The following is a 26,708-nucleotide window of genomic DNA, read 5'->3' on the forward strand; positions in this document are numbered from 1 at the left end:
CTGCGTATCCTTCCGATACATCTTCGCTGCAAAACTAGTAGCCCAAGTCCATCCCAAAGTAATCATTTTCCAGAATTAACTATTTGATAACAAGCGAGTTATCTTCAAACTAAACGCACAAAGCCATACCCACTCGACGGTAGTTCTCCTACGTCTCGCGGGTATGGCGTCGCTATGGTGGTACGGCTTAGTTGCTGAAATCGATGTCCGGGCGGTTGATTTTACGTTGACTCCGCTTGCCGGTGTCGCTGCCCAGCGGAACCTGAACGGATAGTTTGTAGAAGCGTACTTCCCGCCGATTCATCGATACCTGATACGCCCCCGGCTGGTCGTAGACGGTAATGAATCGACGGGAGTTGAATATATCGTTGATGGCGAAGGTCAGGCTGGCCCGGTTCTGCCAGAAGCCTTTTCGCAGCGCGAAATCGAGACCGCGCACCGCTTCCCGGTAGCCTTGCAGCGTGGGCGCTTTTCCATCATTGGTGCCGGTTAGCTGAGCCGAGATATTGGCCGGAAAGCGATAGGTCAGGTTCAGCTTGGCGTTGTACGACAGCAACCGGTTGCTGACATCGACGGATTGAAGTATCACGTCGAACACGTTGAGGTTTGCCACCGCGCTCAGGTTCGGTCCAACGTTAAACCTGAGCGTGTTGTCGATCCCGTACCGAATATCCGCTTTGACATTGACGAACGTCGTAATCAGCACCAGCGAGTCGGTGGCGGAGGGCGTCGTAAACGGCTTGATCGTATGGTCTTCGTAGATGTAGTAGCCCGTCGCCAGCCAGGTCAATCCGCCAGCCGTTTTGCTGTAATTCACCTCCGCTGTATTGACGAATTCGGGCCGAACGGCGGGGTTGCCGATGGTGATGTTCTGCCGGTCGTTGGCCTGAATACCGACGAACAGGTGCCGGAACGTCGGACGACCGACCTTGCGACTCAGACTCAGGTTGATATCGGCGGTTTCACTCAGCTTTTTAGCGAAGGTCAGCGACGGGAAGAACGACTGGAACAGGTTCTGCCCGCTAGCTGAAGGATAGTTGTAGCCAAAAGTCGTACCGTCGAAGCGCGACCGACCGTGCAGACTCGACTGTTCGAGCCGCAGCCCCGCCTGCATGTTCAGCCCCCCGCGAAACTGACGGGTGTAGAGCAGATACAGCGCGTTGACCGTTTCGGCGATGCGGGCATTCTGCGAGTAGGCCGGCAGCAACTGGTACGTCTGCCCGTCGCCATCGAGCCGGTTGAACAGGTACTGCTGATCGCGTACGTAGGTGTAGCTCCGCAACCCCATTTCCAGTCTGGTCGAATCGTTGATCGGATGAACGTAGTCGAGTTGGGTAATCTGCTGGTCGCCGATGGTACGCCCCGTGATTTTGTCGCGCTCAGGAAAGCCTGCTTCGCTGTTGCCGCTGGCCGTCAGAGCCGTCGTGTACCAGTCGGCCGCGTTCGACAGGTGATTACGGCTGTACTGCGTCATCAGACTCAACTCCTGGCCTTTCCGGGCGAACTGATGCTTCCAGTCGAACTCCAGATTGAGGTTGGTAAATCCATTCTGGGGAATGGTGCTGCGGTTGCCCGTGCTGGTCACGGTACCGGTATTGTCGCGGTACACATACGGCTGATCGCTGACCGTATTGAACGCCCCACCCACGACGGTTCCCGCCAGCGACAGCGTGTTGTTTTTATTGAGCGCGTAGTCAGCCGCGATACGGCCAGTCTGAAACCGGTTGTTCAGACTGATTTCGGTCGTTTGATCGAAATAACTCGTTGGGTTACCCCGCGTATCCCGATTGATCCGATTGACGTAGCCGGTCAGCGGATTTTTCGTCGCGTTGATCGAATAGAAACTGGTCAGGTTCCACTTACCGCGTCGCCAGTCGAGATTAAGCGTGCCGTCGAAGCGGGCGTTATTACCGACCCCGATGTTGACCAGTCCGTTATAGCCTGGCTGGCGATTTTTCTTCAGCACCAGATTGACGATGCCACCCGACGTCGACGCATCGTAACGCGCCGACGGGTTGGAAATAACCTCGACGGATTCGATCTGATTGGCGGGAATCTGCGCCAGTGTCAGCTGCGTCGGTTTACCGTTGACATAGATTGTCGTGGGCATGTTCCGCAGGCTGGGACTCCCCGTTTCGTCCAGCGTGATGGACGGCACATTTTTCAGCACGTTCTCGGCGGTTCCACCGATGGTCGTCAGGTTTTTGGCGACGTTGAACGTTCGTTTCTCCATCGTCATGCTCATCTCGCTTTTCTCGCCGGTGACCTTTACTTCCTTCAGCGTACTGGCATCCGGTTGCAGCATCAGTGTTCCCAGTTCGGTTCGGGCCTGACTGCTTTGCACAGACTGGCTAAGCGACTGATAGCCAATGAATGTCACCCGCACGATCAGGCGTCCGGCCGGCAGGTTTGCGATCGAAAAAATTCCCTGCTCGCTGGTCTGACTACCCGTCAACAGGCTATCGTGGCCGACCATCGGTTTATAAACCGCGACAGTCGTACCGGGCAGAGGTTGTCGGGTTGCGGCATCGACTACGGTTCCTGTCAATTGATGAGCAGCCGATTCAACCGACTGTGCCGAAGCCGGCCCGACGTACCACCAACCGATCAATATTCCGAAAAGTACCCCCCTTATCCGCATAACGGCCACTAAACTGGGGGGGAATTATGAAGCAATTCTGAAGTTAATGATGAATTAATCTGATCGGCGATCGACTGGCGGGGCAACTTCAGACTGTCTTCAGAATGCGGCCTTTGCTTTGTGGTTGCTGGATGGCATCCGCCAGCTGTTGGCCTTCGCCACAGACCCGATTCGTCTTTATCCCGTTGTTTCCCATGCTTTTTTCTGGATTTCTGTTGTTTGCCGGGGCCGTGCTGGCGTTCTCGCTCAGCGCCGTGTGCGGGGGCGGAGCCGGCTTGTTGCTACTCCCGCTGCTGGGGTCAATGCTGCCGGGTGCGCAGGTTCCGGCCGCTCTGTCTGTCGGAACGGTGTTCAGCTCGGCCTCCCGCATCGTCACGTTCTGGTCGCGTATTCGCTGGGACATCGTACGCTGGTTCGTCCCGCCCGCCCTGCCTGCTGTCTGGCTCGGGGCCAGACTGCTCACGTTCATCAACCCACTGTACCTGGAATTAGCGATGGGCCTGTTCCTGATGGCCAATCTACCGCTGATTTTTCGTTCGTCGGCACAACTGGATACCGCCGATCCGTCGCCCCACTGGGCGCTTTCGCTGATTGGGTTAGCCGCCGGATTCGTGTCGGGTCTGACGGGGGCTGTGGGGTTGTTGTTCAACCGATTCTATCTGCGGTACGGTCTGACCAAAGAAGAAATCGTAGCGACTCGCGCAGCCAACGAAGTAGTACTACACATGGTCAAACTAGGGCTCTATGCCTCATTCGGGCTGTTGACGGGACACGCCCTTGCACTCGGCGGAGTCATTGCGCTGGCAGCTATCCTGTCGGCCTGGGGTATGACCTGGCTACTGCCCCGTCTGAGCGACGGGTTGTTCCGGCGAATCGGCTACGCGGCCATGGTTGTATCGGGGCTTAGTCTGTTCACCGAAGCCACCGGGCAGGTAGTCAGCAAAAACAGGGTCGATCTCGACTACTCGCCGATGGCCAACGGGCTGGCCACGCAGCTACAGTGGCGCAATAAACTCTTCGCGCTGGAATTTGAGTACGACGGTGGGTTTGAATTCGAGCACAGTATTCCGTTTAGCGAACTCCCCGCCGACAAGCAGACGCTGGCTAAAAAACTCAGTCGAGGTGCCGACCGCCTGTTCGTCGAAGAGGTTTTTGGCGTGGGCGAACACGCCTACGAACTGTACGTGTACCGTCACGGTAACCTCCACAAGTTCGATATGGTCGACAGTGACTGATTCAATGGTATCGTAAGTCGTGACGCATTGGCAGTCGATGCTACCCCAAAGCTGGCGATCAACCAGACCTGACAGGTTTCGGAAACCTGTCAGGTCCAGGAAACTCAGGTCTACGTCGGGGAAGCCAGTTGAATCTGGAATACGTGCTCGCCCGTTTCCCGATCGTACTGATACGCCAGTGGCAGCTGGTAGCGATCGCAGATCTGCCGAACCAACGCCAGCCCCAGCCCAATCGAATCGGGGCGGGTCGGGTTCTTGATAAAGCGACCAAACAACTGACTTTCGGCAAAGGGAAGCGGCTCACCCGTGTTGCGGATGGTAAGCACGGATTGGGTCAGGAGAATGGTAACCCGTCCGTTTGCGGGTGCGTGCCGGGCCACGTTTTTAAGCAGGTTGGTCAGCAGTACGCCGGCCAGTTGCCGATTCATCCGCAGATAAACCGCCGGCTGCACCTCGACCCGGCACGTCAGATTTTTGTGCGTGAAGAACGGCTCGAAGTCGCCCAGGTATTGCCCGACCAAATCTCGTAGATTCAGTACTTCTGTCGCCGAAAACTGATCGTTCTCTACCTGCGTGAGCAACAGTAACGACCGGTTGAGCTGACTGAGCCGGTTGAGCGCGTCGGTCGCCCGTTGTAAATGCGTGTAGTCGGATTCGGTCAGTTGCGGAGATTGCCGGATGAAATCCAGTTCGGCGGACGCGATAGCCAGCGGGGTTTGCAACTCGTGCGATGCGTTTTCCGTAAACTGTTTCTGTAACAGAAACTGCTGCTTCAGTTTACCCGTCAGGTCTGTCAGCGAACGACTCAGCAAGGCAAACTCCCGCACGCGGGCCGGCGGAAAAGCAGGTTGCCCCGGCTGATCCAGCCGGAACCGGTCCAGCTCCGCAATGATGCCGTAGAACGGTTGCCAGAGTCGCCCCGCCAGCCCCAGGCCAATACCGACCGCCAGGGCCATCAGCACCAGAAAAAAGAGAATAACCCATACCGACAGATCGATCGTCAACTCGGTAAATTCGTAGTAGGGTTGCCAGACCCGCACCCGGTAACGCTGTCCACCGGCGCTTACCGTAGTCAGCAACTGCCGCATAGCGACCAGTTTACCCGGCTTGAGCGCATTCGGCACCAGCGTATCCGTAAACACAGGCACCAGCGACTGACGGACACGCGTAACGAGCAGGTTGTCGTCGATCGTATCAATGCTGCGAAGCCCGCGCTGACCCAGTCGCCATTCGACCTGCCGGACCTGATTTGTCAGCAGTTCGTCGACTTCATGACGAATTTTCCAGTGAATGAGCGCATAGAATCCGGCCGAGCCAACGATGGCCGTCAGCAGGGCAGCCAGCAGTAGGTAGCGGGCTGTCTGACCGAACAGGCTCATGCGTTTTTCACCGAGAAAAGGTACCCCATGCCGTATCGCGTCTGCACATAGTCGGGACAACCGGCAGCTGTCAGTTTCCGGCGCAGGTTTTTGACGTGCGTGTACAGAAACTCGTGAGAGTCGGCGACATCCATGGCATCGCCCCAGACATGCTCGACGATAGCGGTTTTCGACAGAATCCGCTCCGCATTCGTGGCCAGAAACAACAGGAGTTCATACTCTTTGCCGGTCAGCTTAACGTCTTCCCCCTGCACACTGACGCGCTGCTGACCAGGCCACAGCGTCAGTTCGCCCACCTGCCATTGCTCCTGTCCGCCAAACAGCCGCCGACGCAGCACAGCGCGCAGCCGGGCGTTCAACTCGGGCAGGTGAAACGGCTTTGTCAGGTAATCGTCGGCCCCGAGTTCGAGCCCTGTCAGCTTATCGGCCAGCGCGTCTTTCGCCGTCACAATGATGATACCGGCGGGCGATTTACGCTGTTTCAGCGTACGCACCAGATCGAGCCCCTGTCCGTCGGGCAGCATCAAATCCACGACGACGCATTCATAATCGTAGTCATTGATTTTCTGCGATGCTTCCTGATAGGTACCAGCCGTAGTGACCAGGTACCCTTCTTCGTTCAGATACTGACAAACCGACTGCGACAGCAGGGGTTCGTCTTCCACCAGCAAGAGTTTCATTCGAGTCGATCCGCTACTGACCGCCTGTTTCATCCGGCAGTAGTATCACTGGTAAAGATAGTCAGTCGTGCCGAATCGGGCCGGCTGGTGCAGCTTACAAAATCAGGCGTAGCCGGCCGCAGCTGGTTTTCCGAAACGCGGTGCCTACCAAAACGAACGCACAGCCGGAATCAGGTGGCTGTGCGTTCGGATGCGTTTTCAGGCTTTTTAGTTGGCAGCACTGGGGCTGAACCGTACGTAACGGATGTAGCCCGTCCCTTCGTTTTTGGCGGCAAGGGCTTCCGTCGTCAGGGGCACTTCCAGGTCTTTGACGTAGTACTTGTTATCCTCGACGGCGCTTTCGAAGCGAATCTTGTAGCCTTTGTCGATCGTGGCCGGGTCGAGATCGAGTACGTTAACGGCCCGGTCGCCCCCACCAACCGACGCCCCCGTGATGGCGCTGACCGCCGGGCTTTTTTTCGCCAGTGCCTTGTGCCATTCCTTCAGGTCGGGATACCATTTTTTGTTGGAGCCCAGCACGTATAACGTTTTTTCGTAAGCCCCTTTCGGATTGATCAGCGATACGACTACGTAGGCTTCCTCACCCATGTAGTTGGTCATCTGAATCATGCATTTGTACTTGGCGGTCTGCTGCGCCTGCGACGCGGTAGGCTGTACAAAAGCCAGCACGAGCGCCAGCAGACCGATTTTCGGCAGAAACGACATAATTATTTCAGGAAAGTAAGCGATACATTACCCTTCGACAGCGACTCGTTTTCGGAGGCCAGGTCGTAGGCAGTTTCTTTAAAGTTGGTCGAGATATCTTTCTTCGCGCCGATCGACAGCAGGTACTTCATCATGGCGTCGTCTTTAGCGATCATCGCGGCCTTGTGCAGGGCAGTCAGGCCTTCTTTGTTCCGCGCATTCACGTCGATCTGCAACGGCTCCAGCTTTTTCAGCAGGCTCATGTCGTTTTTGGAAACGGCCAGGTGGTAGAGCGTATTGCCGTTTTGCTGGGGCCCTTTCACGTCGAGTCCTTTCTGTTGAAGCAGGGCTAGTTTGGCACCGAAATCATCGCCACGCGAACCAGCCTGTCCGGGACCAGCCTGTCCGGGACCCATCGGGCGATAGCCCTGAATCAGGTAAGCGGCTACGTTATCACCCGCTTTGTCGGTCACGCCGATGGTAGCGCCTTTGTCGAGCAGAAATGCGACTACTTCCGGCGAATTGCCCCGCACCGCCATCGCCAGCGCGGTTGTTCCCTTCGCGTTACCCTGATTGACGTTTTTCACCTTCGGCATCAGCCGTTCCAGCGTAGCCAGGTCGCGGTTACTGGCAGCAGCATTCATAAACGGCGTGTTACCATCTTCATCGGTCTGATTCACATCAGCACCTTTGCTCAGGAAGTACTCGATCAGGGCCGTCTGACCGGGCCGACGCACCAGCGCATGCAGCGCGTTTTCACCGGTCTTATTCACCGCCGACGGCTTTACGCCCACGCTTTCCAGGTATTGAAACACCTCCATCGGGGCAGGCCCCCGGCGCGAGCCCTGTGCCGCCATAATCATCGCGTTCGGATCGGCAGGTACTCCACGCTGCTGCAAGGCTTTCAACACATCGAGGTTACCACCACGGGCGGCATAGCCAAAGGCGTTGTTACCGGCGGCATCGGTACTTTTCAGGTCCACCCCTTTCGAGACGAAATACTCCGTCAGCTTCAGGTCTTTGTCGTTGGCAATGCCCAGCAGCAGCGCGTTGGCACCATCGTGGTTAACGTCTTTCTTCAGGTTGGCCCCTGCCTTTACCAGTTTATCGTAAAGCTGTGGGTCGGTGACGCCGGCACCGGCCGCAAAGTTCAGGGGGGTAGCGCCGTGGCTGTCTTCCGTGCTGGTTTTGGCACCCTTGCTGAGTAGGTAATCGACGATCTCTACATTGTCGCGCATGGCAGCCCAGTGCAGGTAGTTGCGGCTATCGTGGGTAATTTTGTCGACGCCATTACCGGGTTGCGCCAGGAGGTATTTGATCGTTTCGTTGGGTGCCTGCGTGTTGATCGCCAGCACGACGGGATCAAAACTCGACGGGTTGAACTGCGAAGGGCTGTTCCCTTTTTCGACTTCGGCCTTAACCTGATCGACAGTAGGCTTTCCCTGCCAGAACGATTGCTCCAGCAACGTATTTTTCTGCGCCTGCACCGACAGGGCTACGCCGACGAGTGCAATGCTGAGGAGTTGTTTCATCACGATATGGACTGAGACTGGGGTTAACGCACGAATGAAACTGGTGTAGTTATCGATAAGCGGCTGCAAATTAATAAGATCCATTCTAAACAACTTGCCTGATGTAGCCCAATGACCTGAATTTTCGATTAAATCGTCGCTTTACCTGACTGGAAATCCGTACACGTTGTCCGTAGTGTGCCCCCGACTTCATCGGTTTACATGCCACAAATCGATGGCTGACCGCGTACGTCATCTAACAGTACCGCTTATTAGCCGTCGTGTCAGGGAGGGACACATATAAAACCCCTGCTCCAGGAGTGAAGCAGGGGTCGTTGACGAAGCCAGTTAATCAGGGTGTTTAGTTCAAGGGCAGGTGGTCGAAGTCAAACAGTTTCGCCAGGGATGATGCGTTGTTTCCCGTACGGCACCGTTCTTTTTGCAACCAATACTGCTCAAGGTGCTGAATTTCCGCAGCCATCTTCGTTATGCTGAACGTCTTGGTCAGGAACTCGTTTGTGCCCAGCTGATAGCAGCGATCCCGGTGCTCGTTCGCATCAGAGTCCGACAGAATCGCGACCGGAATGCCTTTATAATCCTGGTTCTGCTTCAACCGTGACAGCAGCTCAAAGCCATTGAACATGGGCATGTGCAGATCCATGATAATCAGGTCTGGCAATCGACCATCGAGCTGATGCGTCAGATGGGTTATTAAATCCGCTCCACTGGTAAACACACGAACCGAACACGCACTGTGATGATTGTCGAAGATAGTCTGCAACAGGTACCGATCATCGTCGTCGTCATCAACCAAATAAATCAACGGAGTAGATTTTGCGAACATAGAGACACGTTAAGATGCGGTAAGCGTTTTGTTAGCGTAACCATGCCGGCGAATGCCCGGTCATATTTTCGCCATACCTACGGAATACCGATTTGTTTGGATGCTATGGACTTACAAAATTTCCATAGCGTTGGTGTATTACCAGGCAAATTTACTGGACGGTAGGTCGTTCACCCACGCTGACGCCCAAACCCGCTAATGAATTGTTCCCGAAGCAGTCCTGTTACCATCACAGAATCATTAACCATTCTCGATCATGAAAGCTGTTGTTTTAAGCGACTGGGGCGATGCCAGTAACTTTTCGGTACGCGACGTTCCGAACCCGGTCATCCAGCCTAACGAAGTACTGGTTCAGGTAAAAGCGTTCGGCGTAAATCCGGCTGATTACAAAACGCGCAGCGGTACGGCCCCTTACGCCAAGCAGTATACGCACCCCATCATACTGGGCTGGGACATGGCGGGCGACGTCGTGGCGGTCGGTAGCAGCGTCACCGATTTTAAGCAAGGCGATGCGGTGTACGGTATGGTCAACTTCCCGAATCCGGGGCAGGCCTATGCCGAATACGTAGCTGCCCCAGCCGCCGACCTGGCTCTCAAACCCGCTAAGCTCACCTACACACAGGCGGCCGCAGCACCGCTGGCTGTTCTGACGGCCTGGCAGGCGCTTACCGAACATGGTCATCTACAGGCAGGGCAAACGGTGCTGATACAGGCAGCGTCGGGGGGAGTTGGTCACCTGGCCGTTCAGCTGGCGAAAGCACTTGGTGCAACGGTGATCGGCACGGCGTCGGGAAAAAACGAAGCGTTCGTCCGGTCGCTGGGCGTCGATGAGTTTTTCGATTACACGACGACTGACATCGGCCATACGCTGAACGACATTGATCTGGTGTTCGACACGGTAGGTGCCGATACCATTTTTCAGTCGGCGGAAGTCCTGAAACCCGGTGGCCGACTGATTTCGATCGCGTACGGAGCGATGGACAAGGTACTGGCGGAGCGCCCCGACATTAGCGCCGAGCGCATTCTGGTACACACGAGTGGCGACGACCTCCGCAAAATCAACGCGTTGATTGACGCCGGAAAACTACGCATCGAAGTAAGTGAAGTACTCCCCGCCGACCTGATCGCCGACGCGCACCGACAGCTGGAAAGCCGCCGTACCACCGGTAAAATCGTGCTGCATTTTTAAGTATAGACAGGATTACAAGATTGACAGGATTCGTTGTGTATCCAATTCTTGCAATGGTATTGGTGTCAGGTCCCCGACCCATTCTCCGTCGAAGCTGTTGGTTGACACTACAAATCAAATCCTGTAATCCTGTCCAAAAACATTACGTCTTGCGCTTCTTCTTTCGGGCCGATGGAAACAGCACGTTGTTGAGAATCAGCCGGTAGCCGGGTGAATGCGGGTGTAGATTCAGATCGGTCGGATTGCGCCAGCCGCCCCCACCCCGTATCCCCTCGGGGTCATGCCCGCCGTAGAACGTCCACTGCCCTTTCCCGACTTCACCGTAGATGTAGCGGTCCGACGTTTTTCCCTCCCCCATGACCAACGTACTGGGCTTGACCGTCGATTTACGAAAGGCCGTCGTTTGCCCGAAAAATTCCCGGATAACGGTTTCGTGGTTCTGCGTCAGCATGGCCGGAATGGCGTCCCACTTGGCGGAGAAGTTGAATAGCTGAAAATAACCACCCGGCTGATCGTAGCCGCCCACACCGGTAGCGTTGATGTCGGAGAACGTAGAAAAGCCCCGGTAGCCATTGTCGCCTTCCAGCGTGAAGTTGTGAAACGCCAGGCACTTGCTGTAATCAAGCTTGCGCTGGGCATCCGCATCGACCCCATCGCCGTCGTAGGCGCTACCCACAATGTCTACCCCCTCGGCCGCCAGGGCAATGTCGAGCGTTTCGGCCCCCGAACACATCGCGAACAGATAGCCGCCCCCGGCGCAGAACGACTTGATACTTTTGGCCACGGCCAGCTTCATCTGCGACACTTTCGCAAAGCCGTATCGCCGGGCAATGTCTTCCTGCGCCTTGATGTCGGTCAACGTCTGCCGGTGGAGATTCCGCCCGAACTGCCCCGTAAAATCTTCGTGGTGCAGGTGTAGCCAGTCGTACTTGGGTAGTTCGCCCTTGAGGATTTCTTCGTCGTACACGACCTCGTACGGAATCTCGGCATAGGTCAGCACGAGCAGTACGGCATCGGTATTTTCGAATTCCGACGGGCTGATTTTAATCGGCGAATAGACAATGATTTTAGCCGCCTTGTGCAGCGTTACCACGTCCATGTTCAGGTCGGGATCGGCCAGTTTCTGCCTGATCGCTGCCGCCTGCGCGTCGGAAATGGTTTCGAACGAGACCCCCCGCACCCGACACTCCGTTTCGACGGCCGCGCTTTGTCTGACCATGAAGCTGCCGCCCCGGTAGTTGATCAGCCAGTCGACCTCCTGATCGTCTTTCAGCACTTTATAGGCGATACCGTAGGCTTTGAGGTGGTTGGCCTGTCGGTCGTCCATCGGTATCAGTAGTGAATTGGCCCGCGCCATCAGCGACCCGGCCAGCAAGCCCAACAGAAGCAACTGTTTCATACGCCACACGTTTCGGCAACTCGTTCGACAACATCCTGCTTATGATTCGTTACGGCTTACTTGCTGAAGCAGGAAACCCGCTGATTCCTACTCACTTGCCCATAAACGAAAGATAGCGTTTTTTGCCGGAATGACCGTATACGCAAATCGGGGTCTTCGCCAAGCAGCTGTTGACTACCTCGCAAAGACCCCGATTGGATGATGCTATTCGTGACTCGTTACTTCAACCGGCTTAGCTGCTCGGTATTGCGCGCCGTACTGATGCCACCGGCACGCGCCTGCTCCATCGACTTCTGCGCAGCCGTACGGGCTTCAGCCACCTTGCCAGCCCGACGGTACGCTTCGGCCTGCTCGTAGTACAGGTCAGACTGTTCTTTCGCCGGTGGTTTCATGGCCAGTCCCTTGCTCGTCCATTTCACGACCGTCGGCACGTCGCTGGGGTCCGGGCTGGAGCGGTTGAACAAGTGCGCGATGTAGATGTACTCCGGCACCGACAGTTGGTTCGACGTCGTCTGGTTGTCCATCCGCTCGACCGCTTTCGCCGTTTGCCGGGCGCGGAAATACGCGTTCACCTCGGGCAACAGTGTCCGGTTGGCCGCTACTTTCGGCTCGATACCAATCTTCACCAGATCCTGCCGAATCTGAAGAATTTTACTGATTGGGTACTGCGCCCCCCGGCCGCTGTACAGCGACGACATCAGAATATTTTCCGCCACCTGATGAGCCGTAAAATTCTCGTTGTCGTACTGCTTGTACTTGCCCAGGTTAGCAAACATGTACTGCGCCATCGGATTCTCGAAGTCGAGCACAAGCTTTTGCAGCGCGAGGTAGTTGGTCTGACTGGCATAGTTGGCCGGCGACTGCGTTTTGGCGTAGTCGTTCATGGCCGCGATCCCAGACGCCGTATCTTTCGTCACCCGGCACTGCATGGCATAGTCGATCAGGAAATTAGCTCCGCGTTCACCCTGCTGGTAGCGCGCCTTCATGTTCTGGCTGCGCGTCTGCGGGTTGAGCGCGATTGTTCCCTGCCGGATCACTTCGTCGACGGAGTTGTTACTCATCGCGAAGTGAATCATGTTCTGCTGCGAGTCGAAGAAAAGAAACAGCGGCAGCGACGGCACAAACAACTTCTGACTGTTCAGAAACTGCTGCGTCGACGGCAGGGCGATGTCCAGCTTGGTACTGACGAACTTGTCGTTGTAAAAACGACCTACCCGGCTATCGGCCAGCGTGGGCACAAAACTTTGGCAGACGTGGCAGGTTGGCGAGAAGATTTCGATGAAGACGGGCTTTCCCGTCCGGCGGGCTTCCTGAAAAATGCCCGCTACCGGCCCTGACTTGAACTGAATGCCGCCCGATTTGGTCGCGGTTTTCTGTCCCATAGCCAGATGCGTCAGCAGCAGCAGCGCGAGGAGTTTTTTCATGCAGAGGTAAGGGGCGGGCCGTAACCCGGTTTAGTTGGATTGCTGTTGACGTTGCTGCTTGATTTCTTCGTCGAGACGCTTGCTCAGTACCCTGCAGGTATTTTCAATGTCGGTGGCCATCTGCTTGTCATTGGTAGCGTTGATCGCCGTATCGGCCAGGCCACTCATGATTTCGATCAGGAAGCGCTTCATGTCGATCACTTCCATCTCTTTGGTCCAGAGGTCGATTTTGAGGGTGCCGGTTTTGTAGTGATCCCAGAGCGCAATGGCGATGGCGCGGGTGTCGCTCAACCCTTCGTTCGGGTTTTCGGTGGCGTCCCAATAGATTTTATCCGGGATATTCTGGTTGTCGAGTTCGACGGTAAAATGAATGTCAGACTTTTTCATACTAGCAAATTTACGCAGCCCATCCCAAAACGCCCGCCGTCAGCTTCCAAACTTCCACCGGAATCGCGTCCTTTGTGACCGAGTTTACGGTATTCTGTACACGGTTCACGGTAGTCCGACACGTCGGTGGCTATCGCATCAGCACAGCCAGATCACCACGAACTGTACGCCGAAAACCGTAAACTGTATACCGTAAACCGACTACCAGCCATGTACACTCTATATGCTATCCCCAACTGCGACACGGTCAAGAAAGCCCGTGCGTGGCTGGCCGAAAACGACGTCGACTATCAGTTCTACGATTATAAAAAGCAGGGAGTCGACCGGCTGACGCTGGTGCGCTGGCTGACGCAGATGCCGTGGACGCAGCTGGTCAATCAGAATGGGCAGACCTGGCGGAAACTGCCGGAAGCCGAGCGGCCTACTGATGCCGACGGCGCCATTACGCTGATGCTGGAGAAGCCCTCGGTCATTCGCCGGCCCCTGATCGAACAAAACGGGCGGGTCGTTGCGTTGGGTTTTTCAGGGGAGCAGTATACGGAGGCTTTCCTGTAACTTCCTCCTCGACATGACCAAACGATTGCTGGATTCGCCGGAGGCCATTCGGCTGCTGGTGGATTCGTTCTACGAAAAAATACAGGTCGACCCGCTGCTGGCACCAATCTTTACCGACGTCGCGCAGGTCGACTGGGCGCATCACCTGCCCAAGATGTACGCCTTCTGGGAAAACATCATTCTGGGTAACAACGTCTACCACGGTCATCCCTTCCGCCCGCACCTGCTTGTCAACCAGAAGCACACCTTGCGGGTCGAGCATTTCGAGCGGTGGCTTCAGCTGTTCACCCAGACCCTGACCGAGCGTTTCGAAGGCCAGACCGCCGACGATGTCCGGCTACGCGCCACGCAGATCGCCGTCGTCTGGAATCAGAAGCTGGCCTATTTGAATGGGTAGTCAGTTTACGGTATGCAGTTTACAGTTTGGTCTACTTATGCGACGCAGGCCGTAAACTGAATACCGTAAACCGAAATTATTGTCGCCCGAACACCCGTTTCAGCAACTCCGTAACGCGGGCGGCCGGGTTTTCGCGGATCTTTTTCTCTTCCTGGGCGACCAGCAAAAACAGCCCGTCGACGGCTTTGTTAGTGGCGTACTGCGTCAGGTCGGGGTTAACTTTCTGCACGAATGGCAGGCGGTTATAGGTGTTTACCAGATCGCCGTAGTAGCGGGTAGCGCTGTTCAGCTTGAGTGTACTATCGACGATGGGTGTGAATTGCGACACTAGTTCCTGACCCGACGTCCGGCGAAGATAGGCCGTAGCCGCCGTATCGGACCCGCGCAGAATACCCACCGCATCCTGAATGCTCATCGACGTGATGGCTTTGACGAATACGGGCTTTGCTTTCTTGGCAGCATCTTCGGCGGCCCGGTTCAGCGACAGTTCGAACTTGTCGACCTGCGCGCCCAGGCCAATCTGCCGGAGCCGGGTCGCTACTTTCTGCGCTTCGGGCGGGAACGCCAGCCGAATCAGCGCGTTACCGAAAAAGCCATTCGTTGCCGATGCCTGATCGGCCCCTTTGCTGATACCGATGCGTAAGGCCTCTTTCAGCCCCGACGCGATTTCGTTGCTGCTCAACCCACCGATTGACGCTGAACTTCCGCCCGTAACCTGATCAAGTATCTGTCCGAAGATACCGCGCTTGGCCGGTTGCTGTGTTTTCGACGAATCCTGGGCCAGCGCGGGCGTTACGAAAAGCGGGGTCAGGCAAACAGCCAGACAAATCATCTTGTTCATGTACTTAGGTGTTTTGTGTACTTTTGACCGCCCAACCGGCGGAACGTTTAATCTATTTTTCGTCAGTTGACCGACTTCGTTAAGTCGGCAGCGGCACTCTATATAGTATGACCAACTCCATCAGCGCCGAAGTAGTTACCATCGGCGACGAAATTCTCTTCGGTCAGATTACCGATACCAACACCCAGTGGATCGGCACCGAACTGACAAACATCGGCATCCGGGTCGTTCGTAAGTCGTCGGTTGGCGATCAGGCAAGCGCTATTCTGGCTGTTCTCCGCGAAGCGCACGACCGAGCTAACGTCATCATCATCACGGGCGGACTGGGGCCGACGAAAGACGACATCACCAAGAAAACGCTCTGCGATTATTTTGGGGTAGGTATGGTCCGCAACGAAACGGCCCTGGCTGTCGTGACCGGTTTTTTTGAGAAACGGGGTCGCCCCATGACGGATCTGAACCGGGGCCAGGCCGACCTGCCTGCCAATGCCGTGTATATCCAGAACGACTGGGGAACGGCTCCCGGCATGTGGTTTGAGCACGACGGCCGGGTGTATGTATCGTTGCCAGGTGTTCCATTCGAGATGAAAAATCTGATGACGCACCGGATTCTGCCGAAGCTACAGGCGCATTTTAACCCGCCGATCATCAAGCACAAGATGATCCTGACGGCGGGCATTGGCGAGTCGTTTCTGGCCGAGCGAATCGAAGCCTGGGAAGACGCGCTCCCCCCGCACATTCGGCTGGCGTACCTGCCCAGTTTCGGTGGGGTGAGGCTTCGGCTTACCGCAACCGGCACCGACGATGCCTTGCTAAGTCGCGAACTCAATCAGCAGGTAGCCAGCGTTCTGCCAATCATTGAGCAGTACGTCTATGGCTACGATGACGACACGCTGGAACGTATCGTTGGTCAGTTGCTGAACGCCAAACAATGGACGCTCGGTATAGCCGAGAGTTGCACCGGAGGGGCTGTCTCGGCCCGGATCACCAGTGTGCCCGGCTCGTCGGCTTATTTTCAGGGAAGCGTTGTCAGCTACAGCAACGATGTCAAGGTCAGCCAGCTCGGGGTATCGCCCGACACGCTGGCAACCGTTGGGGCCGTTAGCGAAGAAACGATCCGACAAATGGCCGAGGGCGTAGGCAAGGCGCTAAACACCGACGTTGGTATCGCGACCAGCGGCATTGCCGGCCCCGACGGCGGCACACCCGACAAACCCGTCGGCACCATCTGGATTGCGGTGGCGACACCAGCCGAAACCCGTACCCGTCTGCTGACGCTGAGTCAGTACCGCGACCAAAATATTCAGCTAACGACTACCTATCTGTTAAACCTCCTGCGCGAGCAGTTGGAAAAATAGTATACCGTTTTCGGTATACGGTTTAAAGAACTAGCGACCGAAAACCGTATACTGAAAACCGAAAACCCTTCATCTATGCTTACTGAAATGGTGATGCCCAAAATGGGCGAGAGTATTATGGAATGTACGGTTATTTCGTGGCTGAAACAGCCCGGTGACCGGATCGAAGTCGATGAATCGCTGCTGGAAGTGGCTACGGACAAGGTAGATACAGAAGTACCAGCCTCCTATAACGGCATTCTGCGCGAACTGCTCGTCAACGATGGCGATGTGGTAGCCGTCGGCGCCCCAATTGCGCGTATCGAAGTCAGTGAGGGAGCAGCCGTCGACAAAACTCCCCCCGCCGATCAGCCCGAATCACCGGATCAAGCGCCGGTCGGTATTGGCGACGTTGCCAAACCGGACGTAGACAACGGCCCTGATCCCACCCAGCCCGTAGCGGCCGGACCAACCAGCGAATCAATGGATGAGATAGCCGAGTCAGCGCGGGAAATGGAAGCGTCTATTTCGGCCATGAGCAGCCGGCCATCCCCGGTAGAAAAAGCGGTAGCTGCTTCCCCTACCCGCCTGGCCGACGACGCCCCCCTGTTTACCGACCGGTTTTATTCGCCGTTGGTGCTGAACATTGCCCGGGAAGAAAACGTATCGCGCGATGAACTCGATCGGATTCCGGGATCGGGCGCAGAAAACCGGGTGACGAAAAAAGATATTCTGGCGTATGTGCTGGAACGGGCCGAAGGGCCGGCCCCGGCGGCTACGCCCAAGCCAGCCGCTGATTCGAGATCGGCCCAAGCCCCCACAGCACCCAAACCGACTCCCACCCCGGCAGTCAATGGTTCAGTGAGCGGCCAGAATGACCTGATTCAGATGGACCGGATGCGGAAGATGATTGCGCAACGAATGATCGAATCGAAGCAAACGTCGCCCCACGTCAGCTCGTTTGTCGAAGCCGATCTGACAAACGTTGTCGAGTGGCGCAATCGGGTCAAAGACTCGTTTAAAAAGCAGACGGGCGAAAACATCACGTACACGCCTATTCTGGTCGACGCGGTGGTAAAGGCGATTCGTGACTTCCCGATGATCAACGTATCGGTTGAAGGCGATAGCATCCGGGTCAAGAAAGCCATCAACATCGGTTTGGCTGTGGCGCTACCGAATGGCAACCTGATCGTGCCAGTTATCCATGATGCAGGTCAGTACAACCTGATTGGTCTGACTACGAAAGTCAACGATCTGACCAAGCGTGCCCGAGAAAACAAGCTTACCGCCGACGATCTGGCGGGGGGTACGTACACAATTTCCAACATCGGTACGTTCGGTAACCTGATGGGCACACCGATCATCGTACAACCCCAGGTGGCGATCATGGCGTTTGGCGCTATCGTCAAGAAACCGGCCGTTATCGAAACTCCACAGGGTGATTTTATCGGTATCCGGCAACTAATGTTTCTCTCGCACTCCTACGATCACCGCGTCGTCGACGGGTCGCTGGGTGGTCAGTTCGTCCGCCGGGTCGCCGATTATCTGGAGCAATTCAACCCTGAATCATTCTGAACTGTGATTATCGCGGATTGATTTGATTGCGCTGATTGAATAATCACGGTTAATCAGTGTAATCAGCGAGAAGAATCATAGCCCATCAGTGTAATCAGCGACAATCACAGTTCAAGACTACGATTCGCGTGATTGATATGATTGCGTTGATTTCAGCGAGAATAATCACAGCCCATCAGCGAAATCAGACGAATCACAGTTCAAGACTCAAGACAATCATCACTACAACTCAAACTATGAAACAACGTATTGCCATCGATATGGACGACGTCATGGCCGACACACACGCCAAATTTGTTCGTTTGTATCTGGAAGGCGAAACAGCCCGCTACACGCTGGAGGAGCTGAAAGAAAAATCGTTTCACGAACTATTCGACGAAGACGAGTACGCAGCGATTTCGAACCGGGTCTACGAGGTCGGCTTCTTCCGCGACATTCCCGTTATGGACGGCGCGCAGGACGTTATCGCGGATTTGATGACCAAGTATGACATATTCATCGCCACAGCTGCCCAGGAGTTCCCAAACTCCCTCCGCGAGAAATGGGATTGGCTTCAGGAGCATTTCCCGGCCATTTCCTGGCGTAACTACGTGTTCCTGGGCGACAAGAGCGTGCTGAACACAGCGTACCTAATCGATGACTTACCGCGCAACCTCCGTACGTTCGACGGTGAAGGACTTCTGTTCGACGCGCTGCATAACCGCGACGACACCGAGTTTAGACGCATGCGCTCGTGGCAGGACATCGCTAAAGCACTGCTGTAGGTCTGTGTCCTGAACCGCCGGGCGGCCCCGTGTGATTGTCTTGAACTGTGATTATCGCTGATTACGCTGATAGACTATGATTCTTCTCGCTGAAATCAACGCAATCAAATCAATCAGACGGATCATAGTTCAGACAATCTTGAACTGTGATTATCGCTGATTACGCTGATAGACTATGATTCTTCAATCAGGCAAATCAATTGATCACGCGAATCACAGTTCAGACAATCTTGAACTGTAATTATCGCTGATCGCACTGATTAACTGCGATTTTTCTCCCGGAAATCAACGCAATCAAATCAATCAAAAAAATCACAGTTCAAAACAAAATGGGGTACCTGATTAATCAGGCACCCCATTTTCATATGCGTTGTACGTTGTATCAGCGGTTACGCTTCGACTTTTTCTTCGACGCGCCGATCATGACCTACTTCCTGCTGTGCTTTTTTCGCTTCAGCCGATGGACGCAGGCGGACAATATGCAGTTTGTGTAGCAGCGTGATCACCGGATAGGTCGGGTCGAATTCGAACCACTTCGCACCGAAGTTAGCCGCATTGGGACGCTTGTGGTGGTTGTTCTGGAACAGCTCACCCATCATCACCACATCGAGAATCAGCGAGTTTTTCGATTGATCCTGGTTGTCGAAGTTCGAGTAACCGTATTTGTGACCACTCCAGTTGATGATCGCACCGTGCACGGGTCCCATCACGAAGTGAACCGGCAGCAGGAAGAAGAACGCCCAGTGCATGTCCAGATAAATGAACGCGAAAATGTAGAACAGGCTGTAAACAACGCCCCAGGCAGCACGCGAAAACCACGAATCCCCCACTTTCTCGATGAACGACCATTCGGGGTAATTACGGTCGAACTGACGTTCGACAACCTGCCGACGGTGCAGTACGGCGTTGTAAATATCTTTCGTCTTCCACATCATCGTGAAGATGTTTTTCGTGTGGTGGGGCGAATGCGGATCACGCTCGGTATCGCTGAAGGCGTGGTGCATCCGGTGCAGTACCGCATACGCCCGTGGGCTCAGGTATGACGATCCCTGGGAGATGTAGGTTAAGGCGTAAAAGAAGCGCTCCCAGAATTTGCTCATCGAAAACATCTTGTGCGCCGAATAGCGGTGCAAGAAGAATGTCTGACAGAACAGCGACAGGTACCAGTGAGCAACAAAAGCGATTAAAACGTAAATCACGAGAACGATTGGTTATAGTGGCTAAGCACGGAGCAACTATGAATACTCCTACAAAACTAACGTAATTTTAGGCTATTTAGACTCGTTCCTAAAAATAATACTGTAGTCAATTTACAGTGGTAGCGTACTGTAACAGGTTGGCACCCATGCGCAACGCCTGTTGCCGAATGGGCTCCGGGTCATTGTAAACGCTCTGATCCTCCCAGCCGTTCCCCAGATCGCATTCGTAGCTGTAAAAGCAGACCAGCCGCCCCTGATAAATAAGGCCGAACCCCTGCGGAGATTTACCGTCATGCTCATGCACCTTAGGCAACCCGGTCGCAAATTTGAACCGCTGCTGGTAGACGGGGTGATTGAACGGCAGCTCGACAAAGTTAAGTTCGGGAAAGACCTTTTTCATTTCCCGCCGGATGAATTTATCCATGCCATAGTTGTCGTCGACATGCAGAAAACCGCCCGACATCAGGTACCGGCGCATGTTCTGTACATCGGCATCGCTGAACGTTACGTTGCCGTGACCAGTCATGTGCACAAAGGGGTAACTAAACAGGTCAGGACTGCCGGGCTCGACAATGTCTTCCTCCGGGAAAATGTTCATCCGCAGGTTGGCATTGGCGAATTTAATCAGGTTGGGCAGCGATGTTTTGTTGGCGTACCAGTCGCCCCCGCCGTTGTATTTCAGCTTAGCGATCTTATACGCGTACTGCTGCCCATACGACAACTGAAGCACGGCCGTCAGACCAAGCAGGGTGAACAGTATTCGTTTCATTGGTTCAAAAAGTTGAGGTACTGACAGGCGGTCAGCGCGGCTGTTTCGGTACGCAGTCGCGTATTACCCAGCGTCACCATACGAAAACCAGCATCGAGTGCCTGTTGTAATTCATTAGTTGAGAAATCTCCCTCCGGTCCGATCAGCACGGCATAGTGCCCTCCCGGCATAGCCACTTTTGCCAGGCCAACGGGCGGTTCGTTGTCGGGCAGATGCGCGATAAACCGCTGCTCCTCGCTTACGCTCTTCAGCAATTCGCCGAACGAAACCGGTTCGTCGAGCTGCGGCAGGTACGTTTGCAGGGACTGCTTCATGGCAGCTACCGCAATTTTTTCCAGCCGGTCAGTCTTCAGATGACGTCGTTCGGAGTGCTGCCCGAAAAAGAAACTGATCCGCTCGATGCCGACCTCCACTGCCTTCTCCACGAACCATTCGATACGATCCGGGCTTTTGGTTGGCGCTACGCATACACGCACCGAGAACGGGCGGGCAGCTGCCGCCTGAACAGATAAAACCCGGAACGTACACCGACGCGGATCAGTCGCAGTAATAACGGCAGAATACGCGTTTCCTTGCCCATCCGTGACAGTTATCGGATCGCCGTTGTTCAGGCGAAGTGTCTTGACGGCATGACGCGATTCGTCTTCGGGCAGGAAGAGCGCGTCGGGTAATTCGGGCTGATAAAACAAATGCATACGTTCGGCAAAGGTACGTCTGTCGGGCGACCTACCCATCAAACACCACTTTGGGATTTTTCAGACTCTTCATAGCCAGTGTCAGCCCGCTGATCGTTAGCGGAAACATGCGATTGCCCGACCAGTCGCGAATCAGCTGCGTACTTTTTGCGTATCGCCAGTGCCCGACCGGAGTCGGGTTGAGCCAGACCAGGTTCGGAAACTGCTGCCGGAAGCGATCGAGCCATACCAGTCCGGCTTCTTCGTTGTAGTGTTCGACACTACCCCTCGGTATCGTTAGCTCGAAGGGCGACATGCTCGCATCGCCCACAAAAATTACGTTGTAATCGCGTTTGTATTTAGCAAGCACCTCGTAGGTCGACACCCGGTCGCGACGGCGGGTGTTGTCGCGCCAGAGTGTTTCGTAAACGCAGTTGTGGAAATAGAAAAATTCCAGCTGCTGAAACTGGTAGCGGGCTGCAGAAAACAGATGGGAACACAATTCGATATGGTCGTCCATCGACCCGCCTACGTCGAGTAGCATCAGTACTTTAATCCGATTTTTCCGGGCGGGCTGCGTCCGTATGTCCAACAGGCCCGCATTGCGGCTCGTCTGATCAATGGTGCCGTTTATGTCGAGTTCCGTACCCCTTCCCTCGCGCGTCAGGGTGCGGAGTTGTCGGAGCGCCATTTTCAGATTGCGCGTGTTCAGTTCGAGCGTGTCGTCCAGATTCCGATAATCGCGCTGCTCCCAGACCTTTATAGCGCCCTGCTGCTGACCGGGCTGCGGCTCGTCATCGGCTACTGCCTGGTCACGTTGCCCGGCAGCGCCCGGAGCTGGCTTCTCCTGATTGGTGAATTCGGTCTGTTCGTCGGCTGCTGCGAGCTGCCGACGCAGTTCATTCCAGAGTTCATCACCCCCCCCCGCACTCCCCAACAGTTGCTGTTCATCGGGATAAGGCGAGCTCTCGAAAAGCTGAACAAACCAGTCGGGTGGCGTGTCCGGTAAGAACAACGACACGGTGATTTTCTCGCGGTCGGCGACGTACTGCTGAAACAATCGATCGAAAAGGTCGAGTTGTTGCTCATGCTTGATAAGAATTGTCTTACTCAGCGCGTAAAACGCGTCGATACTTACGCCACCAACCGAACTCCGCAGCGCAGCCAGCAGAGTCAGGTATTCCGGTATGGTCACCGGAATAGCGTGCTGACGCAACAGCAGAAAAAAATCTAGAAACATGGCTCGTTTAGGTTAATCAGCTGAGTCATACGCTGTACAACTCCCTAAAAAAGCCGCAAAACACTTGCCAGATTGATGCCAGCTTAGTAGGGTCGTGTCCCCTTGTGTTTGAGCGCCAGCATCAGGTTGGTATCCTGCTCATTTTTCAATAGTGCCCCCAGGTAGGGCGGCATCTCATTGAGTGCTTCCAGATCGATCAGATCCTCTTCAGTAACGCCAGCCGCGAGCAGCAGCCGAATCCAGTCGAGCAACTCACTGGTCGATGGTTTTTTGCGGAGTGCCTTGATGTCGCGGATACCGTAAAACACAGACATCGCCCGCAACAGCAGGTTATGAGGCAGTTTCGGGTAATGCGTTGTCACGATCCGCTGCATGGTAGCCCGGTCGGGAAAGCGGATGAAGTGGAAAAAGCAACGACGCAGAAACGCGTCGGGTAATTCTTTTTCGTTGTTGGAGGTGATGATAACGATCGGGCGATGCCGCGCAGCGATCGTTTGCTGTAATTCATAACAGTAGAACTCCATTCGGTCGAGTTCCTGCAACAGGTCGTTGGGAAACTCAATATCGGCCTTGTCGATCTCATCGATCAGCAGCACCACCTGCTCGTCGGCCGTAAAGGCTTCCCAGATTTTACCTTTCCGGATGTAATTGGCCAGGTTGTTTACCCGGTCAGTCGATTCGGCAGTTGCCCCGACGGCCAGTTGAGAATCCCGCAGCCGCGAAATGGCATCGTACTCGTATAGCCCCTGCTGCGCCGTCGTCGTCGATTTAACGTGCCAGGTATGCAACGGCTTCTTCAGCGCCTGGGCGACTTCGAAGGCCAACAGCGTTTTCCCGGTGCCAGGTTCACCCTTGATCAGCAATGGTTTTTGTAACTCGATAGCTGCGTTAACCGCGATACTTAGCTCATGTGTAGCTACGTACGAACTGGTTCCCGTAAACGATTGCATGGTGGTTAACGCTTATAGTTTGTAGTCCTGGACTTGTCGCCGAAAACTACAAACTATAAAGCAAAAACCACTATTAATAAACGCTATTCATCATCCTCGCTTGTGAACGAATACAGCGTTGTGTCCAGCGCCAGCGTATTCGCTTTGAACTGCTGAATAAAGTTTTCAATCACCTCGTCGGAAATGTCTTCGGTGTTCAGACACACGTCCAGGGCAACACCATAATCGGAGTCGGTATCGATTTCGATATGTTCCTGTACCTTAACGGTTTCCGTGTCTTCGATCTCACCGATAATCTCCGTCAGCGCCGTTTCCGCTTCTTCTTCGCGGTCAGGCGCGATTTTGTAACCAGCCTCGCGCTCTTCGGGTGGCGTGTAGTCGGGGTAGGTCTTCTGTACCTCTTCGACAGCCATTTCGTACACCAGACTGCTGTGGTGCAGCCGCAGGGTATACACTAGCGCGTCGTAGATAACCTCCTGTCCCTGATACTGTCCCGGAAACTGAATGTGTACGCACTCACCGGATTCCAGTACGTCCAGATCGTTGTCATCCACATACACAAACGACTTACCTGCCGCCTGACACTCTTCTTTGAGTGCGTCGATTTCCTCGGGATCAAATCCCTCGTTCTTGTAGTTTGCCATACGTCAAAAATAGAAGAAAACATTAGTTTGTTCACGCAACCAGACCAACGGTGCGTTTCCGACTCAAACGCACCTGCCTACCAATCAAGTGCTATCTACTTCACAAACAGCAGTTCACGGTATTTAACCAATGGCCAGTCTTCATCATCAACGATCTGTTCGAGTTTGTCGACTTCGTAGCGGATCGTCTCGAAATGTCCTTTTACGTCGTTCGCGTACAGCCGGGCGCGCTCGGTCGTATCGGTCACGTTGTTGGCGCGTTTGCGGGCATCGATCATCGACTCAGTCTGTTTCTTGATCACGATAACCCGCGCCGAAATATCCCGCAGAATATCCTTGATCGGTTCGGCTTCGGCTGTCATACCAAGTTCAACCAGGTTCCGGGCCGTTTCAGCCAGTTTATGCTGGTATTTGAGCGCGGTCGACACGACGTGGTTCATGGCCAGGTCGCCCATCACCCGCGACTCGATCTGCACCGTTTTGATGTACTTCTCCAGTTCGATCTCGTACCGTGATTCGACTTCGGCGTGGTTCATGATACCCATCCGCTCGAAGAGGGCCAGCGAGTTTGGCTGCATGTAGATACCGAGCGCGTCGGGTGTCGAAGCAATGTTACTCAGGCCCCGCGTTTTGGCTTCAGCCACCCACTCGTCGGAATAGCCATTTCCTTCGAATAGAATCCGTTTGCTGGCTGTGTAGTACTCTTTCAGGATCTCGACGATAGCGAGTTCTTTCTTTTCGCCCCGCCCCAACCGCGTATCCAGATCATACTTGAACTTTGTCAGCTGGTCGGCGACGATCCCATTTAACACGGTCATTGTCGAGGCTGAATTGGCTGAGCTGCCCACGGCCCGGAATTCAAACTTGTTACCCGTAAAGGCGAAAGGCGACGTCCGGTTGCGGTCGGTGTTGTCGCGCAGCAGATTGGGAATCCGGTTCAGGCCCAGCTTGTAATACACATTATCGCCTTTGCTGATCGAAATTTCGTTCTTGGTTTCCAGATCTTCCAGCGTTTTCGTCAGCGTTTCGCCCAGGAAAATCGAGACGATAGCCGGTGGTGCTTCGTTGGCCCCCAGCCGGTATTCGTTGCCCGCCGATGCAATGGTGGCCCGTAGCAGATCGGCGTTGTCGTGAACGGCTTTAATCACGTTTACGAGGAACGTCAGGAAGCGCAGAATCTCTTTTGGCTTGCTTGTCGGTGCCAGCAGGTTGACCCCCGTGTTGGTCCCCATCGACCAGTTGTTGTGCTTGCCACTACCGTTGATACCCGAAAACGGCTTTTCGTGGAACAGCACTTTCAGGTTATGCTTCTCCGCCACCTTTTCCATCAGATCCATCAACAGCGCGTTGTGATCGATGGCCAGATTTACTTCCTCGAAAGTCGGGGCCACTTCAAACTGCCCCGGTGCTACTTCATTGTGCCGCGTCCGGACGGGCATACCCAGCTTCATCGACTCAAACTCAAAGTCGACCATGAATGCGTTGACGCGGGGCGGAATCGAGCCGAAGTAGTGGTCGTCCAGCTGCTGTCCCCGCGCGGGCTGATGCCCGAATACCGTCCGGCCAGCCAGCACCAGATCAGGCCGTGCATAGAACAGGGCCCGGTCGACAACGAAGTACTCCTGCTCCGGCCCGAGCGTGGGCGTCACCTTCGTAATGCTGCGGTCGAAATACTGACAAACGGCCGTGGCAGCCCGGTCGAGCGCATTGAGCGACTTGAGCAGGGGTGTTTTGTAATCGAGTGCTTCGCCGGTATAGCTGATAAAAACCGATGGAATGCAGAGCGTTTTACCACCCGCGCCGTTGTCCATCAAAAACGCCGGTGAGCTGGGGTCCCAGCCGGTATACCCACGTGCTTCGAAGGTATTGCGCAGGCCACCGTTCGGAAACGATGATGCATCGGGTTCCTGCTGTACCAGCGCACTGCCTTTGAATTTTTCCATTGCCTTACCGTCGGCCGAAATGTCGAAGAAGGCATCGTGTTTCTCAGCCGTTTCACCGGTGAGCGGCTGAAACCAGTGCGTATAGTGCGTAGCGCCTTTCGACACCGCCCACGACTTCATGGCACCGGCTACTTCGTCGGCAATGGCGCGGTCGATAGGGCCGTTGGTATAAATGGCTTCGGTCACTTTCAGGTAGGCTTCGGGCGACAGCAACCCCCGCATCACTTCACTGCTGAACGTGTTGGTACCAAAAAAATCGCCGACCCGTTCGGAGGGTGGCGTGACAATTATGGCCTGACGGCTCTGCGCAATCTCAAGCGCTTTAAAACGAAAATTAGACATACAGTGGGTGTAGGTAAAAATGCGTGATCAAACTTACGCGACAGCCGGTTGCTTTTCCAACGGCTCCACGAAAAAAGCCCGGTTCCTGACGAAACCGGGCTTCTC

At 54.9% G+C, this 26,708-nt stretch carries 24 protein-coding genes; 7 read left to right on the forward strand and 17 right to left on the reverse strand.

What is annotated here, in order from left to right; translation table 11 throughout:
• Positions 1–187: 187 nt before the first annotated feature.
• Complete coding sequence (locus CLV58_RS04970) at positions 188–2,548, reverse strand: TonB-dependent receptor (protein ID WP_245882211.1); 2,361 nt, start codon at positions 2,546–2,548, stop codon at positions 188–190.
• 287 nt (positions 2,549–2,835) lie between these two features.
• On the opposite strand from CLV58_RS04970, the gene CLV58_RS04975 reads away from it, so the two are divergent.
• Complete coding sequence (locus tag CLV58_RS04975; protein ID WP_106136668.1) at positions 2,836–3,876, forward strand: sulfite exporter TauE/SafE family protein; 1,041 nt, start codon at positions 2,836–2,838, stop codon at positions 3,874–3,876.
• A 110-nt stretch (positions 3,877–3,986) separates the two neighbouring features.
• Here the strand turns inward: CLV58_RS04975 and CLV58_RS04980 are convergent, their stop codons facing one another.
• From CLV58_RS04980 to CLV58_RS05000, 5 genes are all read right to left on the reverse strand, one after another.
• The gene (locus CLV58_RS04980; protein ID WP_106136669.1) at positions 3,987–5,255 is read right to left on the reverse strand and encodes a sensor histidine kinase; all 1,269 of its coding nucleotides are present in this window, start codon (positions 5,253–5,255) and stop codon (positions 3,987–3,989) included.
• The gene (locus CLV58_RS04985; protein ID WP_106136670.1) at positions 5,252–5,935 is read right to left on the reverse strand and encodes a response regulator transcription factor; all 684 of its coding nucleotides are present in this window, start codon (positions 5,933–5,935) and stop codon (positions 5,252–5,254) included. Before CLV58_RS04985 ends, CLV58_RS04980 begins: the two co-directional genes overlap by 4 nt.
• A gap of 207 nt (positions 5,936–6,142) precedes the next feature.
• Entirely contained in the window at positions 6,143–6,640 is a 498-nt protein-coding gene (locus CLV58_RS04990) for a DUF2271 domain-containing protein (protein WP_106136671.1), read from the reverse strand.
• A 2-nt stretch (positions 6,641–6,642) separates the two neighbouring features.
• On the reverse strand, positions 6,643–8,151 hold the full coding sequence (locus CLV58_RS04995; RefSeq protein ID WP_106136672.1) for an ankyrin repeat domain-containing protein: 1,509 nt from the start codon (positions 8,149–8,151) through the stop codon (positions 6,643–6,645).
• Positions 8,152–8,491: 340 nt separating this feature from the next.
• On the reverse strand, positions 8,492–8,974 hold the full coding sequence (locus tag CLV58_RS05000; RefSeq protein WP_106136673.1) for a response regulator: 483 nt from the start codon (positions 8,972–8,974) through the stop codon (positions 8,492–8,494).
• Positions 8,975–9,230: 256 nt separating this feature from the next.
• Here CLV58_RS05000 and CLV58_RS05005 point away from each other — a divergent pair, with 256 nt between their 5' ends.
• Positions 9,231–10,163, forward strand: coding sequence for an NADP-dependent oxidoreductase (locus CLV58_RS05005; RefSeq protein WP_106136674.1), 933 nt, complete (start codon positions 9,231–9,233; stop codon positions 10,161–10,163).
• Between the two features lie 142 nt (positions 10,164–10,305).
• On the opposite strand, the gene CLV58_RS05010 is transcribed toward CLV58_RS05005, so the two are convergent.
• From CLV58_RS05010 to gldC, 3 genes are all read right to left on the reverse strand, one after another.
• On the reverse strand, positions 10,306–11,562 hold the full coding sequence (locus tag CLV58_RS05010; protein WP_106136675.1) for an asparagine synthetase B: 1,257 nt from the start codon (positions 11,560–11,562) through the stop codon (positions 10,306–10,308).
• Between the two features lie 218 nt (positions 11,563–11,780).
• On the reverse strand, positions 11,781–12,986 hold the full coding sequence (locus CLV58_RS05015; protein WP_106136676.1) for a thioredoxin family protein: 1,206 nt from the start codon (positions 12,984–12,986) through the stop codon (positions 11,781–11,783).
• A gap of 30 nt (positions 12,987–13,016) precedes the next feature.
• Positions 13,017–13,373 carry a gliding motility protein GldC gene (gldC, locus tag CLV58_RS05020; RefSeq protein ID WP_106136677.1) on the reverse strand — a complete coding sequence of 119 codons (357 nt, stop codon included), beginning with the start codon at positions 13,371–13,373 and terminating at the stop codon, positions 13,017–13,019.
• A 210-nt stretch (positions 13,374–13,583) separates the two neighbouring features.
• Between gldC and CLV58_RS05025 the strand changes: the two genes are divergently transcribed.
• Entirely contained in the window at positions 13,584–13,928 is a 345-nt protein-coding gene (locus CLV58_RS05025) for an ArsC family reductase (protein ID WP_106136741.1), read from the forward strand.
• A gap of 13 nt (positions 13,929–13,941) precedes the next feature.
• Positions 13,942–14,325, forward strand: coding sequence for a group III truncated hemoglobin (locus CLV58_RS05030; RefSeq protein ID WP_106136678.1), 384 nt, complete (start codon positions 13,942–13,944; stop codon positions 14,323–14,325).
• A 76-nt stretch (positions 14,326–14,401) separates the two neighbouring features.
• On the opposite strand, the gene CLV58_RS05035 is transcribed toward CLV58_RS05030, so the two are convergent.
• Complete coding sequence (locus CLV58_RS05035) at positions 14,402–15,166, reverse strand: DUF4197 domain-containing protein (protein WP_106136679.1); 765 nt, start codon at positions 15,164–15,166, stop codon at positions 14,402–14,404.
• 107 nt (positions 15,167–15,273) lie between these two features.
• On the opposite strand from CLV58_RS05035, the gene CLV58_RS05040 reads away from it, so the two are divergent.
• From CLV58_RS05040 to CLV58_RS05050, 3 genes are all read left to right on the forward strand, one after another.
• Positions 15,274–16,524: a competence/damage-inducible protein A gene (locus tag CLV58_RS05040; protein WP_106136680.1), complete on the forward strand. Its 1,251-nt coding sequence runs from the start codon at positions 15,274–15,276 to the stop codon at positions 16,522–16,524.
• A gap of 75 nt (positions 16,525–16,599) precedes the next feature.
• Positions 16,600–18,078 (forward strand): dihydrolipoamide acetyltransferase family protein, encoded by a 1,479-nt coding sequence (locus CLV58_RS05045; RefSeq protein ID WP_245882212.1) that lies wholly within the window; start codon positions 16,600–16,602, stop codon positions 18,076–18,078.
• Positions 18,079–18,314: 236 nt separating this feature from the next.
• Positions 18,315–18,842 carry a 5' nucleotidase, NT5C type gene (locus CLV58_RS05050; protein ID WP_106136682.1) on the forward strand — a complete coding sequence of 176 codons (528 nt, stop codon included), beginning with the start codon at positions 18,315–18,317 and terminating at the stop codon, positions 18,840–18,842.
• Between the two features lie 389 nt (positions 18,843–19,231).
• Here the strand turns inward: CLV58_RS05050 and CLV58_RS05055 are convergent, their stop codons facing one another.
• From CLV58_RS05055 to CLV58_RS05085, 7 genes are all read right to left on the reverse strand, one after another.
• Complete coding sequence (locus tag CLV58_RS05055; protein WP_106136742.1) at positions 19,232–20,038, reverse strand: acyl-CoA desaturase; 807 nt, start codon at positions 20,036–20,038, stop codon at positions 19,232–19,234.
• A 109-nt stretch (positions 20,039–20,147) separates the two neighbouring features.
• The gene (locus tag CLV58_RS05060) at positions 20,148–20,810 is read right to left on the reverse strand and encodes a DUF4159 domain-containing protein (RefSeq protein WP_106136683.1); all 663 of its coding nucleotides are present in this window, start codon (positions 20,808–20,810) and stop codon (positions 20,148–20,150) included.
• Positions 20,807–21,505: a 16S rRNA (uracil(1498)-N(3))-methyltransferase gene (locus CLV58_RS05065; protein WP_106136743.1), complete on the reverse strand. Its 699-nt coding sequence runs from the start codon at positions 21,503–21,505 to the stop codon at positions 20,807–20,809. Before CLV58_RS05065 ends, CLV58_RS05060 begins: the two co-directional genes overlap by 4 nt.
• Before the next feature lie 31 nt (positions 21,506–21,536).
• Positions 21,537–22,724 carry a vWA domain-containing protein gene (locus tag CLV58_RS05070; RefSeq protein WP_106136684.1) on the reverse strand — a complete coding sequence of 396 codons (1,188 nt, stop codon included), beginning with the start codon at positions 22,722–22,724 and terminating at the stop codon, positions 21,537–21,539.
• An 83-nt stretch (positions 22,725–22,807) separates the two neighbouring features.
• A complete protein-coding gene (locus tag CLV58_RS05075; protein WP_106136685.1) occupies positions 22,808–23,674 on the reverse strand; it encodes an AAA family ATPase in 867 nt (288 codons plus the stop codon).
• An 83-nt stretch (positions 23,675–23,757) separates the two neighbouring features.
• On the reverse strand, positions 23,758–24,318 hold the full coding sequence (locus CLV58_RS05080) for a hypothetical protein (protein WP_106136686.1): 561 nt from the start codon (positions 24,316–24,318) through the stop codon (positions 23,758–23,760).
• Positions 24,319–24,413: 95 nt separating this feature from the next.
• Entirely contained in the window at positions 24,414–26,603 is a 2,190-nt protein-coding gene (locus CLV58_RS05085) for a glutamine synthetase III family protein (protein WP_106136687.1), read from the reverse strand.
• Positions 26,604–26,708 lie beyond the last annotated feature (105 nt).

Origin of the sequence: Spirosoma oryzae, from assembly GCF_003002825.1 — a bacterium.
GTDB classification, from domain to species: Bacteria; Bacteroidota; Bacteroidia; order Cytophagales; family Spirosomataceae; genus Spirosoma; species Spirosoma oryzae.

Coding starts and splice junctions, on each gene's coding strand:
- CLV58_RS04975 (WP_106136668.1), top strand. CDS start 2,836: ATGCTTTTTTCTGGATTTCTGTTGTTTGCCGGGGCCGTGCTGGCGTTC.
- CLV58_RS04980 (WP_106136669.1), bottom strand. CDS start 5,255: ATGAGCCTGTTCGGTCAGACAGCCCGCTACCTACTGCTGGCTGCCCTG.
- CLV58_RS04985 (WP_106136670.1), bottom strand. CDS start 5,935: ATGAAACTCTTGCTGGTGGAAGACGAACCCCTGCTGTCGCAGTCGGTT.
- CLV58_RS04990 (WP_106136671.1), bottom strand. CDS start 6,640: ATGTCGTTTCTGCCGAAAATCGGTCTGCTGGCGCTCGTGCTGGCTTTT.
- CLV58_RS04995 (WP_106136672.1), bottom strand. CDS start 8,151: ATGAAACAACTCCTCAGCATTGCACTCGTCGGCGTAGCCCTGTCGGTG.
- CLV58_RS05000 (WP_106136673.1), bottom strand. CDS start 8,974: ATGTTCGCAAAATCTACTCCGTTGATTTATTTGGTTGATGACGACGAC.
- CLV58_RS05005 (WP_106136674.1), top strand. CDS start 9,231: ATGAAAGCTGTTGTTTTAAGCGACTGGGGCGATGCCAGTAACTTTTCG.
- CLV58_RS05010 (WP_106136675.1), bottom strand. CDS start 11,562: ATGAAACAGTTGCTTCTGTTGGGCTTGCTGGCCGGGTCGCTGATGGCG.
- CLV58_RS05015 (WP_106136676.1), bottom strand. CDS start 12,986: ATGAAAAAACTCCTCGCGCTGCTGCTGCTGACGCATCTGGCTATGGGA.
- gldC (WP_106136677.1), bottom strand. CDS start 13,373: ATGAAAAAGTCTGACATTCATTTTACCGTCGAACTCGACAACCAGAAT.
- CLV58_RS05025 (WP_106136741.1), top strand. CDS start 13,584: ATGTACACTCTATATGCTATCCCCAACTGCGACACGGTCAAGAAAGCC.
- CLV58_RS05030 (WP_106136678.1), top strand. CDS start 13,942: ATGACCAAACGATTGCTGGATTCGCCGGAGGCCATTCGGCTGCTGGTG.
- CLV58_RS05035 (WP_106136679.1), bottom strand. CDS start 15,166: ATGAACAAGATGATTTGTCTGGCTGTTTGCCTGACCCCGCTTTTCGTA.
- CLV58_RS05040 (WP_106136680.1), top strand. CDS start 15,274: ATGACCAACTCCATCAGCGCCGAAGTAGTTACCATCGGCGACGAAATT.
- CLV58_RS05045 (WP_245882212.1), top strand. CDS start 16,600: ATGCTTACTGAAATGGTGATGCCCAAAATGGGCGAGAGTATTATGGAA.
- CLV58_RS05050 (WP_106136682.1), top strand. CDS start 18,315: ATGAAACAACGTATTGCCATCGATATGGACGACGTCATGGCCGACACA.
- CLV58_RS05060 (WP_106136683.1), bottom strand. CDS start 20,810: ATGAAACGAATACTGTTCACCCTGCTTGGTCTGACGGCCGTGCTTCAG.
- CLV58_RS05065 (WP_106136743.1), bottom strand. CDS start 21,505: ATGCATTTGTTTTATCAGCCCGAATTACCCGACGCGCTCTTCCTGCCC.
- CLV58_RS05070 (WP_106136684.1), bottom strand. CDS start 22,724: ATGTTTCTAGATTTTTTTCTGCTGTTGCGTCAGCACGCTATTCCGGTG.
- CLV58_RS05075 (WP_106136685.1), bottom strand. CDS start 23,674: ATGCAATCGTTTACGGGAACCAGTTCGTACGTAGCTACACATGAGCTA.
- CLV58_RS05080 (WP_106136686.1), bottom strand. CDS start 24,318: ATGGCAAACTACAAGAACGAGGGATTTGATCCCGAGGAAATCGACGCA.
- CLV58_RS05085 (WP_106136687.1), bottom strand. CDS start 26,603: ATGTCTAATTTTCGTTTTAAAGCGCTTGAGATTGCGCAGAGCCGTCAG.